General features: G+C 69.9%; 9 protein-coding genes. 1 reads left to right on the top strand and 8 read right to left on the bottom strand.

Annotated features, from left to right (window positions below; genetic code table 11):
- Positions 1 to 167: 167 nt before the first annotated feature.
- From ACWC91_RS28060 to ACWC91_RS28080, 5 genes are all read right to left on the bottom strand, one after another.
- Positions 168 to 896: a sugar phosphate isomerase/epimerase family protein gene (locus ACWC91_RS28060; RefSeq protein WP_308043167.1), complete on the bottom strand. Its 729-nt coding sequence runs from the start codon at positions 894 to 896 to the stop codon at positions 168 to 170.
- Positions 897 to 1,249: 353 nt separating this feature from the next.
- Positions 1,250 to 4,705, bottom strand: coding sequence for a ThuA domain-containing protein (locus ACWC91_RS28065; protein ID WP_450644292.1), 3,456 nt, complete (start codon positions 4,703 to 4,705; stop codon positions 1,250 to 1,252).
- Positions 4,706 to 4,863: 158 nt separating this feature from the next.
- A complete protein-coding gene (locus ACWC91_RS28070) occupies positions 4,864 to 5,415 on the bottom strand; it encodes a GNAT family N-acetyltransferase (protein ID WP_225078806.1) in 552 nt (183 codons plus the stop codon).
- Between the two features lie 156 nt (positions 5,416 to 5,571).
- Positions 5,572 to 6,030, bottom strand: coding sequence for a DUF6174 domain-containing protein (locus tag ACWC91_RS28075; RefSeq protein WP_376503109.1), 459 nt, complete (start codon positions 6,028 to 6,030; stop codon positions 5,572 to 5,574).
- A 40-nt stretch (positions 6,031 to 6,070) separates the two neighbouring features.
- The gene (locus ACWC91_RS28080; protein WP_225078804.1) at positions 6,071 to 6,664 is read right to left on the bottom strand and encodes a MarR family winged helix-turn-helix transcriptional regulator; all 594 of its coding nucleotides are present in this window, start codon (positions 6,662 to 6,664) and stop codon (positions 6,071 to 6,073) included.
- 40 nt (positions 6,665 to 6,704) lie between these two features.
- On the opposite strand from ACWC91_RS28080, the gene ACWC91_RS28085 reads away from it, so the two are divergent.
- Positions 6,705 to 7,661 (top strand): EamA family transporter, encoded by a 957-nt coding sequence (locus ACWC91_RS28085; RefSeq protein ID WP_450644295.1) that lies wholly within the window; start codon positions 6,705 to 6,707, stop codon positions 7,659 to 7,661.
- Here ACWC91_RS28085 and ACWC91_RS28090 read toward each other — a convergent pair.
- From ACWC91_RS28090 to ACWC91_RS28100, 3 genes are all read right to left on the bottom strand, one after another.
- Complete coding sequence (locus ACWC91_RS28090; protein WP_450644297.1) at positions 7,658 to 10,357, bottom strand: M4 family metallopeptidase; 2,700 nt, start codon at positions 10,355 to 10,357, stop codon at positions 7,658 to 7,660. The two genes, ACWC91_RS28085 and ACWC91_RS28090, sit on opposite strands and share 4 nt — an antisense overlap.
- 161 nt (positions 10,358 to 10,518) lie before the next feature.
- On the bottom strand, positions 10,519 to 11,619 hold the full coding sequence (locus ACWC91_RS28095) for a helix-turn-helix domain-containing protein (protein WP_450644298.1): 1,101 nt from the start codon (positions 11,617 to 11,619) through the stop codon (positions 10,519 to 10,521).
- A 362-nt stretch (positions 11,620 to 11,981) separates the two neighbouring features.
- Positions 11,982 to 12,881 (bottom strand): ABC transporter substrate-binding protein, encoded by a 900-nt coding sequence (locus ACWC91_RS28100; RefSeq protein WP_450642974.1) that lies wholly within the window; start codon positions 12,879 to 12,881, stop codon positions 11,982 to 11,984.
- Positions 12,882 to 12,883: the final 2 nt, after the last annotated feature.

Genomic DNA, 12,883 nt, shown 5'->3' on the forward strand with positions numbered 1-12,883 from the left:
TCACCCATGCACACCCCCACGGCTCGGCCTCCGCACCCGACCAAACGAACTTACTGGCCTCGGACCTTGACCAAACACATAGGGGCACCCCCCCGCCGCCGGATCGGCGACCCCCCGTGGCCTGCCGGGTGTTGGACCGGACAGGCCACGGGGCCGCAGGACGCGGGTCAGAAGCGCACGTTCCGCAGGTACTCGTAGCTGGTGCGGGCCGAGGCGAAGGGGTCGGCCGGGCTGTCGTGTTCGACCAGCCACTGCTTGACGCCGCCTCGTCGCGCCGAGCCGAACATGTGGGGGAAGTCCAGGACTCCGGAGCCGACGTCGGCGAAGTCGCCGTCCGGGGACATGTCCTTGACGTGCAGGGCCGGGAAGCGGTGCCGGTTCTCGGTGAAGTAGTCGGCCGGGTCCTTGGCACCGCCCTTCGCCGCCCAGTACAGGTCCAGTTCGAAGCCGACGAGGTGCGGATCGGTCTCCGCGAGCAGGATGTCGTACAGCATCTGCCCGTCGACCGTCCTGTGGTCCGGCTCGTGATTGTGGAAGAGCACCTTCAGCCCGGCCCCGCGGGCCGTCAGCCCCGCCTGGTTCAGCTTGCGCGCGGCCTCCCGGTAGCCATCCGGAGAGAGCAGGGAGCTCGGCAGGCTCGGTACGACGATCCACTTTCCGCCGAGCGTACGGATGTCCTCCAGGGCCTGCGGCAGACCGCTGCCGGTGACCGTTTCGTATCCGACGTGCTCCAGGACCGCCTTCAGGCCCGTCGCGTCCAGCATCCGCCGTATGCCGGCGGCGCTGTGCCCGTGGCGGCCGCTCACTCCGACGGTCGCGTAGCCGATGGCCGCCAGCTCCTCGAGGGTGCCCTCGAAGTCCCGCGCCAGCGGGTCGCGCATGGTGTACAGGTGCATGCCGATCGCGCTCGGCGGGATCCGCCGCGTCTGCCCGGTCCCGGCCGAGGTGCTCGCGGCGGGGCCGGTCGCGGCCCTCGCCGCGCCGGCCGTCGCCGCTGCCGCCGCGGCGCCGAGCAGGCCGCCGAGGAACAACCGCCTGCCGGGTCCGGGCGCGTGCGCGGACTTCGATCCCGTGTCGCGCGTTGCGTGCCGTTGTGCGCCGTCCATGTGCTGTCGCCTCCGATGAGCGGTGGGTTGGTGGGGAGCGAAGAAGGTTGGTCGCCGTGCGGCCTTGCGCGGTGGCCGGGCTCCCTCGAGCCCGGCCACCGGCCTGTGCGGCGGGGGCTGCACGGGCCGCACGCTCCGGACCGTCAGCTCACGCTGATCCGGACCGCTCCTGTCGTCGTGTGTCCCTTGTCGTCGGTGACGGTGAGGTGGGCGGTGTAGCTGCCCTTGCGGGCGTAGGTGTGCTGGACCGTTGCCGTGTCCGCCGTCTTGCTGCCGTCACCGAAGTCCCAGTGGTAGGACTTCACGGTCCGCCCGGCCTGAAGGCTCGCCGTGCCCTTGAGCGACACGGCCAGCGGCGCGGCGCCCTGCGACGGCGAGGCCGTGACCGCCACGCTGCCCGCGGGCCGCCGCTGGACGCCGGGGCCGTTGAAGTGCAGCCAGTCCAGAGCCAGCAGGTCCGCCTTGTCGGCCGTCCACTCCGGGTTGCGGAAGACCACGTACAGCTTCGTCGTCCCGCCCGGGTCGGCCAGATCGACCGTCGGCGAGACGAGGTTGCCCCAGCCACCGGTGCTGGGGATGTGGGCCGTGCCGAGGAGCTTCCCGGTGGGCGAGCCCGCCCGGAACTCCACGTCGCCGCCGATGCCGCCGGACGCCGCGCCGACGGTCACCGAGTCGATGCCCTTCAGGTGAACCGGGTCGAGGCTGATCCAGTCGCCGTCCTCGATCTCGACGAGCCGCTTGCCGCCGGAGGCGTCGGCCCGGTCCCCGATCTGCGCGCCGCCGTTGGCGCCGCCGGTGGCGGTGTAGTGCTCGGCCTCGCGGAACGCGGGACGCAGCGTCAGCGCCGCGGAGCCGGTGAGGGCCGGTGCTCCCGGGGCGCCCTTGTCCTCGTACTGCGCGCTGATCCCGGCGTACAGGTTCTGGCCCGGGCCGTGGCTGTCACCGGTGTCGGTCACGATCTCGCCCTCGCACCCGGTGTAGTTGTCCAGCGGGTGCAGGTGCGTGTCGTGGCCGAGCTGGGACTGCACGACCACACGCTCGCAGTCGATCGTGCCGTCCTCCGGGTCCTTGACCTTGACCCTGAAGGGAATGGTGTCACCGAAGGCGAACATCCCGCCGTTCGGCGGCTGTTGGATCGTCACCTCGGGCCGGGTGTTGCCGACGGTGATCTCCTTCACCGCCGCGGCCTCCAGCCCGCCGGGACCGGTGACCGTGAGGCGGGCGGTGAACACACCCTTGTCGCGGTAGGTGTGCGTGGGGTTGGCCTCGGTCGAGTCGACGGTCCCGTTCCCGTCGAAGTCCCAGGCGTACGTCACGGGCTTCCCGTCCGGCACGCCCGACCCCTCGCTGGAGAACTTCACCGTCAGCGGCGCGGGACCGTTGTCCGGGCCGGCCGCCGCCTTCGCGGCCGGCAGCCGTCCGTCCTGGACGTAGTCGATGCGGTAGATGCCCGACCCCTCGTTGCTGCCGCCGCGTCCGGTTCCGCTGCCGAGACCGAAGTCGATCACGTACAGGGCGCCGTCGGGACCGAACTCCGCCTCGAAGGGCTGGTTCCACTTCATGTCGGCGAAGACGGAGTTGATCGACAGCAGGTCGCCCTTCTCGGCGTCCGGGAAGCGGGAGTTCTCGAAGGACTGGTCCTGCTGCTGGAACGAGAAGGTCTTGAACCACTGACGCGTCAGCTCGTAGGTGAACCATTTCTTGTCGAAGTAGGCGGGGAACTTGGCCTTGTACGGGTTGTCCTCGTCGTACGCGTAGACGGGCCCGCTCATCGGGCCGCCGCCGCCCGCGCCGAGCTCGGGGAAGTCCTTCGAGGCGGAGTACGCGTACGACACCACCGCCGGCTGGGCGGGCGGCAGTTCGCTCAGGCCGGTGTTGTTCGGCGAGTCGTTCACGAGCGCGCCGCAGTCGAACTTCGGGCCGGACGTCTTCGTCGCGAAGTCGTAGTCGTTGAACGGGATGTTGTCGCCGATGCAGTACGGCCAGCCGAGGTTGCCGGCCTCGGTGACCCGGTTGAACTCGACCGTGCCCTCGGGGCCGCGGTCGGGCACCTCCGTCTTGGCGTCCGGACCGTAGTCGCCGATCATCAGCGCGTCGTCGTGCGGATCGATCGTGATCCGGAACGGGTTGCGCATCCCCATCACGTAGATCTCGGGGCGGGTCTTGTCCGTCCCGGGCGCGAAGAGGTTGCCTTCGGGGACGGTGTACGTGCCGTCGTCCTCCGGGTGGATGCGCAGGACCTTGCCACGCAGGTCGTTGGTGTTGCCCGCGGTGCCCTGCGCGTCCCAGGCGCGGCGGCCCTCACGCTCGTCGATCGGGGCGAAGGCATCGGACTCGAACGGGTCGGTGTTGTCGCCCGTCGCCGCGTACAGGTTGCCCTTGGTGTCCATGGCGAGTGAGCCCGCCATGTGCGAGTTGGCCCGGCCCTCGCCACGCCAGGTCGGGATCGTCAGCAGCCGCTTCTCGGACGCCGGGTCGACGGTGGAGCCGGACACGGTGAAGCGCGAGAGGTTGAGGTGCTTCCCGGTCTTGTCCGAGTAGAGCAGGTACAGCCGGTTGTTGTCGGCGAAGTGGCGGTCCAGGGTGAGGCCGAGCAGTCCGTCGGACTGGCTGGTCATCTCGGGGGTGTACTCGAAGTCCAGGGCGGTGGTGACCTTCAGGTTCTTCTGGTCGACGATCTTCACCTTGCCGGTGCGCTCGATGAAGAAGACCCTGCGGTCTGGCGCGACGGCCAGCTCGAACGGGTCGGCCAGGCCGTCGGTGACCAGCGGGCTGCGTTGGAAACTGCCCGTCCTGGTGGCGGAGCAGTCGCCGGGCCTGGCCCCGGCCGCCCACTCGATGCCGCCGAGGAGGTGCTTGACGAACAGCGGCTCGGAGAAGGCGGAGGGGTCGTGGCCGCCGGCCGTGAACCAGGACCGGCCACCGTCGTAGTTCTGGCACCAGGACCACGGATGGTCGACGCCCTGAGTCAGGCCGGTGATGCCGTCACGTTGCTTGATCTGCGCGAGCGTGTGGACCTTGCCGGTGGGGTTGAGGCGCCAGTTGTACCACTCCTCGGTCCGCTCCCACAGGTCCGGGAGTCCCTCGGTGGAGGGGTGCGCCTGGTCGAGCACCTTGATCCGGCCGGTCTGGACGGCAGGGTGCTGGTCGAAGACCGCGCCGACCAGGTCCCCGTACCAGTCCCAGTCGCGCTCGCTGGCGGAGGCCGAGTGCAGGCCGACCCAGCCGCCACCGCCGCGGACGTACTTCTGGAGAGCGGCGCGCTGGTCGGCGTCGAGCAGGTCGCCGGACTCGGGCGTGGAGTTGGTGTTGTTGAACACGATCGCCTGGAAGCGGGAGAGGTTGGCGTCGGTGAAGGCAGCCGAGTCGTCGGTCGCCTCGACCTCGAAGTTGTTCTCCGCTCCCATCTTCTTGATCGCCTCGACACCGGCGGGGATCGAGTCGTGACGGAAGTTGGTCACCTTGGAGAAGACCAGGACCCGGAACTGCGGGTCGGCGTGCGCCGGTGGCGACGCGGCCACGGCCCAGGCGAGAAGGAGGGCGAGGAGTACGACGAGGACGGGAAGGGGGGACCGGCTGCTGCGGACCAGTGGACTCATGGCGCTCCCGGTGCGAGTGAGAAAACTGCCTACGGGACATGGAAAGCGCTTACTGAGTTGCGCCGCTCAGAGTAGGTTCCCTTCGCGGGGCGGTCAACGGGGCCGGGCGGTACGTGTGTTGCGTGCGAGCAGAGACGCCGGGACGGCGGGAGCGTGCATCACTGTGCGTTGGGGTCACGGAGGCCGACTGCGTCATGCCGCCAGAACGGCTCCGCGTAGACCAGCGTCCCCGTCATCCATGGCTCGTACTCGGGGAGCCTGAGGGCCTGGAAGGCACCGTCCGGGATACGCAGGGACGGCTTCCGGAAGCCCAGGCCACCACCGGGAGCGAAGCCGAAACGCGAGTAATAGCCCGGATCACCCTCCAGGAAGACGAGGGGAACAGCTCGCTCGGCGAGAATCCCCAGTCCGTGTCGGACCAGGGCCGAGCCGATACCGCGCTCATGGAGCTCGGGCATCACGGCCAACGGGCTGAGGACTTGCACTTCAACCAGCTTCCGAGGGGCATCGAGCAGGCTACGGGTGAACATGACATGGCCGACGATCCGCCTGTCGCGCTCGGCGACCAGGGAGAGACCGCCCTCGGGCATGATGGTGTCCCGCAGGGTATCGACCAGGTCGGCCACGACAAGGCCATGGTCACCGAACGCCCGCAGGTGAACATCCCGCACGGCCCCTCTGTCGTTCGGAAGTTCTTCACGAAGATCCATGCCCGCAGGGTAAAGACCCCTCCGGGTGGCTCGCACACGGTTTCCGACGGGGCGAAGGTTCGCCGATACGGCACTGGACATGCGTGCACGGCTCACCGGCGACCCACCGAACGGCCGAAGGCCCACGGCCGGGCCCCGGGACCTCGTCGCATGCGGTCAGGGGAGTTCGCGGTATTCAGTGACGTAGTAGTCGGCCTCGTCGTCGATGGCGTTCTTCTCCCAGTCGATGTGGACCTCGGCGGGGTGGCCGTCCGCGGCGAACACCGTGTGCGCGACTTCGGCGTGATCCGCGCGCGCCTCCTGGACCTGGGTGAGGAGGTCGCCCAGGGTCGGGACGTTGTGTGGATTGTCCTTGACGGTACGCCGCGCCGACTCGTCGAGGCCGATCGCCTTGACGACCTTTCCGTTCTCCACCGTGATCCGGTAGTCCCCGAGGCCACCCCGTTCTCCGGACTCGGAGAGAAGCCGGAAGGAGTACCGGTCCGGTTCGGACCATCGGGCCGGCTTCTCCTGGGGAGCCCCTTCGGCGGGCGTTGCGGACCCTGTCCCGCAGCCGACCGCGGCGAGGACGAGCCCAGCGGACACGACAAGCAGGTGCGTGCGGGTTCTCGTCATGAAAGGGCCTCCCCGTAGCTCAGTCGGTCCTTCGACGATGTCACCGTCGATTCGGTTCCAGCCCCGGAGGGGGCACGACGGTCGGTCCAGGCCGCCCGGAGAGATCCCGTTGGCCGTCGCCGGAAGGGCGCGGATCCTCCATGCGGGCGAGCCAGGTGGTGAGCAGCGTTTCGAGTGCCTCGGCCTCGGTGGGCGTCAGCAGATCCAGCAGCCGGCGTTCGTTGTGCATGTGGTCGGTGAACGCGTGGTCGATCAGCTCGCGCCCGGGGCGGGTGAGGGCGACGATCCGGCCGCGCTGGTCGTCGCCGGAACGGCGGCGGGTGACGAGTCCGGCCTGTTCGAGACGGTCGACTCTCTTCGTGATCGCGCCGGTGGTGACCATGGTGTACGCGGCGAGTTCACCGGGTGCCCTTTCGTAGGGCTCGCCGGCGCGGCGCAGTGCGCACAGGACGTCGAACTCCCCCTCGCCGAGACCGTAGCGGCCGTAGACGAGACAGAGCTCCTCGGTGAGCCGGCCGGCGAGGCGGTGCAGTCGGCCGATCACTCCTTGCGGGGTGATGTCGACGTCGGGTCGTTCACGGCGCCAGTCGGCCTGGATGCGGGCCACGCGGTCCAGCGGTTGCGGATCGTCCATGGACACCATACTAGCTTCCACGGAAGCTATATTGCCTTCCATGGAAACTAATCTTCGCTGGGTGGCACTGACCGCGGTCGCTCCGGTGGCCTGGGGTACCAACTACTTCGTCACCCGCGAGTTCCTGCCGGCCGACCGCCCGCTCTTCGGGGCCGCCCTGCGGGCACTGCCCGCAGGCCTCGCCCTGCTGGCCCTGTGCCGGCGGCGGCCGCACGGAGCCTGGTGGTGGCGGTCCGCCGTGCTCGGGCTGCTCAACGTGAGCGTGTTCTTCGTGCTCGTCTACGCCGCCTCCCAGCTGCTGCCGACGAGCGTCGCCTCGACCGTCATGGCGGTGTCCCCGCTGGCGATGATGCTCATCGCCTGGGCCCTGGTCTCCGAGCGGCCCGGCATCTCACACCTGGCCGGCGCCGCGATCGGGCTCGGCGGGGTCTGTCTCATGCTGCTCACGGGGGTGGGAGGGGTGAGCGTGCCCGGGATCCTCGCCTCGGCCGCGGCCATGCTCGTGTCGGCCTTCGGCCACATCCTGGCCAAGCGGTGGAGCGCCAGTGCCGACGTGCTCGCCTCGACCGCCTGGCAGCTCACCGCCGGAGGCCTGTTCCTGCTGCCGGTCGCCGCGGTCGCGGAGGGCCCTCCCCCCGCGCTCCACACACCGGCACTCCTGGCGTTCGGCTACGTCGCCCTGGTCTCCACCGCTCTGGCCTTCACCGCCTGGTTCACCGGATTGCGTCACCTGCCCGCGGGAACAGTGGGACTGATCGGACTGCTCAACCCCGTCACTGGTGTACTGCTCGGCACAGCGGTCGCCGGGGAAGTACTGACGGTCCAGCAACTGTGCGGGCTGGTACTCGTCCTGGTCGGAGTCGTCCTGGGCCGGCCCACACGCGCGGGCCGACGCGGCAGCGGTCAGGCACCTCCCCCACCGGACGATCGGCACGACGCGGGCGGCCACCGGTCGAAGCGGTGGCCGCCCTCAGTGCCGTACTGCCACAGAGGCTAGGCGCAGGTGTTGGCGAACGTCTCGCGGGTCACGACGTCCGTCGTGGCGGCCGTGGTGTCGAGCCAGACGACGCGCCGGCCGTCACCGAGGGACGGGGCCAGCTGCGAGCCGGAGGAGCAGGAGACGCGGCTGAAGTCGTTCAGGCCGGCCAGCACGTCGGAGGTCTTGGCGACCTTCACCTTGGTGGGGCCGTCCCAGGAGCCGAGGGCGCCCCAGATGCTGTACGTCGAGTACGCCAGGTAGTTGTCGTTCACGGAGAACTGGGCGGCGTAGAGGCTCGACGGGTAGCGCAGGTTCGCCATCTGGTTCACGTCGTCGACCGGCGCCGAGCCCAGCGTGGTGCTCGGGATCAGGAAGCCGTTCGTCACACGGTAGAAGACGCGGTCCGACGTGAGCTGGATGTCCGAGATGTAGTTGAACAGGAAGCCGCCGATCCGCTTGTTCTGCGTGGTGCCGGTGGCGATGTCGTAGAGGTAGAGGTACGTCCCGTCGCCGCCGGCCCAGGCGATGGTGCCGTTCTTCATGGCGAGGTGGGAGGCCTGGGTGCCGGGCTCGGGCGTCACGTCGACCGTGGTGCCGTCGGCCTTGCGGAGCATGACGTCCTGCTCGCCGTCGGAGGTGGTGCGGATGTAGGCGAGGGCGCCGTTCTCGGTGACCGGCTCGGTCTCGTCCGCGCCCGGCTCGTCGACCAGCTTCTTGATCTCGCCCTGGCCCTTGTCGCCGGACTGGTAGATGCCGACGCCGTCGGCGGTGATCCGGGTGAAGACGACGCGGTCGCTGTCGAGGGACGGGTCGAGCAGGTAGGCGTCCTTCTGGGCCAGCTCGTGCTGCGGGTGCTTGGAGAAGCGGCCCACGGTGATGCCGAACGCGGCGCCGCCCTGGTCCCAGGCGATGGCGTCGCCGTGGCTGATGGCGTAGACGTCGCCCTTGATCTGGGCGGCCTGCTCGTCGACGCCGCCGTAGACCTCGTAGGCGGGCAGGACGTTGGCGCCGATGGTGGTGGCGTCGTGCGTGCCGCCCTTCTGCTCCCAGCCCTGCTCGATGCCGTGGGCGTCGAAGGCCTTGTCGATCGCGGCGAGGTCGGCCGTGGAGACCTTCATGGACTTGGCCGCGAGGGTGACCGCGTTGCGCATGTCGGTGAAGCCGGACAGCGGGGTGAGGTAGTTCTCCGCGGCCCGGTAGATGATCTGGTCCGCGAGCTTGGTGTCGATGTTCTTGCGGATGTCCCACAGCGCGCCGCCGACGATGGTGGAGTTGGAGTGCACTCCCCCGTTGTCGATGTCGAGCGTGATGGGCAGGAAGTCCTTCTGCGCGTTGCGGCCGTCGTTCAGGTCGCGCAGGGCGCAGTCCGCGAGCGGCTTGGTGCCGTTGCAGAGGTACTCGCCGACGAGGCCGGACGTGGGGTCGCTCATGGCGATGCCCTTGTCGGCGGTCTCCATGGCGTTGCCGAAGTAGTCGGAGATGGCCTCGTTGAGGGCGCCCGACTGGTTGAGGTAGACGAGTCCGGCGGCGTGCTCGGTGACGCCGTGCGTCATCTCGTGGCCGACCACGTCCAGGCCCACCGACAGCGGCACGCCGTTCATGTGGCCGTACACCATCTTGGAGCCGTCCCAGAAGGCGTTGGCGTAGTCCTTCCCGCTGCTGGCGACGTTGACGACGGAGTAGATACTGCCACCCTTGCCGTCGATGCCGTCCCGGCCGAGCTGGTTCTTGAGGTACTCGTAGACCTTGGCGGCGTTGACGTGGGCGTCGACCGCGCCGGAGGTGGTGTTCGCGCCGTCGAAGCGCTCGGTCGAGGACTTCACCAGCGGGACGTCGTCGGTGACCGGACCGCCCGCGACGAGCGTGTAGCTCTTGCGCTGGGCGTCGTAGGTGCGTATCTGGCCGCCGGTCCGCGCGTACATGTCGCGGGTGGAGTCGGCCAGGGTGTACGAGCCGTCCGCCTCCTGGTTGGCGTTCAGCTGCACCTCGCTGCCGTCCACGCGCACGCCCGTCGCCGTCACGGGCGCGGCGTCGGCCGCGTCGATGTTGTTGTACGACAGGGTGATGCCGCCGACGTTCGCGTCGACATACACCTCCTGGCGCACCGGGCTGCCGTCAGCCCTGGCGCCGGTCACGGTGAAGTGCCAGGTCAGCGTGCCGCCATGGGAGTTGGGCAGGACGACGAGGCCGTGCTCGGCGGTCTTGGCGCCCCGGACGGTGCCCAGGCGCGAGTCCAGCGAGAACATCCGCTGCTTGGCGGTGGCCTCGGTGACCTTCGGGGTGGTGGAGACGGTGATGTCGGTGTACAGCGTGCCGGTGGCGGAGAGGACCTTCTGGCCGCCGTCGGCCGGCTCGGTCTGCACCGCGTACTCGGCGCCGAAGACCGGCACCCCGTCGTGCTTCTGCCGGAAGCGGACCGTGGACTGCTTGCCGACCTTGGTGGTCCTCAGGGTCTGCAGGTCGGAGACCGGGACCCTGTACTTGTGCTGGTGGGCCTTGAGGTGCGCGCGGGCCGCCTCGGCGGGCGTCCCCTTGCGGGTGGCCCGGTCCAGGCCCTCGGTCATGGCCGGGGCCACCGGTACCCGGTCGGCGGTGACGTTCGCGGGCTGCGGTGCCCCGTCCTCGGCCCAGGCCGGTGTGACCAGCAGCGACGCTCCGGTGGCCGCGACGACCACTCCGGTGGCCAGAGCCCGGCGGAGACCTCTTGTCCTCATGGGGAACACAGGAACCTCTCCATCTTGCACGGATACGTGAAATCGCACCTGTACGCGGGGTGCACGGTCCCACGCGTTCGGTGAGCTCGATGGTTCGGTACGGCCCGTTCCGCGTACAAGGGATCAGCCCCGACGCAAATATGCCGTGGCGCAAACGCGCCTCAACCGTGGTGGGATTCCGGACGATTCGCGGGTGTCTCGTCCAGCCAGCCGGATCGGGCCGCGTGCCAGCCCAGTTGGAAGCGGGTGGCGGCGCCGACCTCCACCATGAGGGAGTGCAGGCGGCGTTGGACGGTACGGTGGCCCATGCCGAGCTGGCGGGCGATGGCCGCGTCGGTGAGGCCGACGTGCAGCAGGGCGACGATCTGCCGGTCGACGGCGTCGAGCCGGGACCGTCCGGGACCGTCCGGGCCGGGTCCGGTGCCGGAGTCGCGCAGCCGCCAGCCCTTCTCGAAGTACTCGTCGAAGAGCGAACCGAGCGCGGTGAGCAGCCCGGTGCGGTGCACGACGAGCGCCACGGGTTCGCCCTCGCGCTCCGGGTCGAGGGGCAGCAGGGCGATGCGCCTGTCGACGATGATCAGCTTGATGGGCACCTTGTCGGCGACGACGATGTGCTGGCCCTCAGCCACGTAGGAGGCCAACGCGGAGGCCGTTTCGGGACTTTCGAGCCAGTCACGCTCGATGACGCTGCGCATGACGACCCCGCGCCGGGCCATCTCGTGCTCGACCTCGTTGTGGTTGTCCTCGAAGGTGAGCACCGCGGGCACCCGTCGAAGCGGCAGCATGGTGCACACCTCGCCGACGGCCTGGCCCTGCATCAGCAGGAGTCTGCGCCGGATCGCCGCGGCCCCCGACAGCACCTCGATGGGCGCGCCCGTGGCATGGGCCTGGGCGGAGCGGTGCCGCTCGGCGAGGTCGGCGACGAGGGATTCGACGCGGTGCAGGGCGGTGCGGCGGGATTCGAGGAGGGGACCGAGGGCGAGCACCGGCGAGGCGGCGCGGTAGCGCGGAGGGCTCTCGTCGGTGCGGTCGGCGTTGGCCAGGCCGCGCTCGACCAGGAGGTCGAGGGCGCGCGCCACTTCGGCGGGCCTCCCCGTCGACGGGTCTGCCAGCGCGTCCGGATCACTGTCGGGCCGGTCGACGAGGAGCCGGTAGACGGCGCTCTCCCGGGGGCTCAGGCCGAGTTGGGTGAGCAGGGACGCGTCCGTGGGGTCCGGTCCGGCAAAGGCGCCGCCCGGCGGATGTATGCCGTCGGTTCTCAACGCCCGGCCCTTGTCGGGGCGTTCCCGGAACTCGCCGCACGAGGGCGATCCGCTCCGGGCGGCGTCCCGTCGGCGATGCCGGCGAGCGCCCTGCCTGGTTCCTTGCCCGTCACCACCATGTCCCGCCCCACCCCTGTTGTCCTGCTCCGTCGTTGACGGTGGTCAGGGTATCCACCCGGACCGGGCAGTCCTCCGCCCGGCTGGGTCGCGCGGGAGCAGGAACGTGAAACGTCCGACTCCGCACAGTGAACGCATCGACGACCGCCGGGTGCGGAACATCCGTTCCGCACCCGGCGGTGCCGTCTGCCGTCCCGGCTGCGGCCGGCCAGGCACAGCCCCCCGCCCCCGGATCCGGCTGCTTCTTACGCGACCGCGTCCATCGCCCGGGTGTCCACGATCGACTCGTAGGCGACCGGCGCCGTCGTCAGTCCGGCGTCGTGCAGGATCCCTGTCCACCGGTCGCAGGCGTCACGGTCCACCCGGACCGTGGCCCAGGTCCCGTTCTCCACGAGTTCCGCGGTGACCTCGGCGAGGACCTTGGGGTCCGCCCCGGGCCACTCGCTGCTGAACAGCGAACCCAGGTCGCCGGCTTCCCCGGTACGCAGCAGACCCATGGCCAGGTCGATCGACCGGACGAACGGGATGAGCTTCGGGGTGAGTTCCTCCAGACGTTCCCGCAGGACGTAGTAGACGCTGTTCGGCATCCGCCCGCCGCGCTCCGCGTGCCGGTAGACGATGTGGCCCCGGCCGGCGTGCTCCAGTTCGGTGGCGGTGCCGAGGTCGGCGATGAACGCGTCGCCCAGCCCGCCGAGGAACAGCTCACGCAGCATCTGCGTGGACAGGTCGTGCGCGAAGCGCGTCCGCCACGGATCGAGCCCGGCCTCACGCATCAGTCCTCGGGTGAACTCCGCCGGCGCGGTGCCTCCCTGCCCCGGCGCGAGAACGGTCTTGCCGGTGAGCCAGGACAGCTCGAAGCCGGCGATCGGTTCCCGGGTCACGATGCTCATCGGGAAACGGTCGTTCAGCTGGCAGACCGCCACGAAGTCACGGCCGTTGCCCGCGTACATCGCCGGCACCCACAGGCCGCCGAGCGCGACGTCCGCGGTGCCGTCCGCGAGGTCGTGCATGACACCGTCCCACGGGCTGCGCGGCTGGGAGGGAACCTTCAGCCCGTGGTCGGCGAAGATGCCGTGCTCGCGGGCGACGTACTCGGGCAGGTAGTTGGAGCCGTGTGCGGTGGCGCTGACGTTCAGGATTTCCACTG

It is taken from the genome of Streptomyces sp. NPDC001204 (assembly GCF_053598035.1).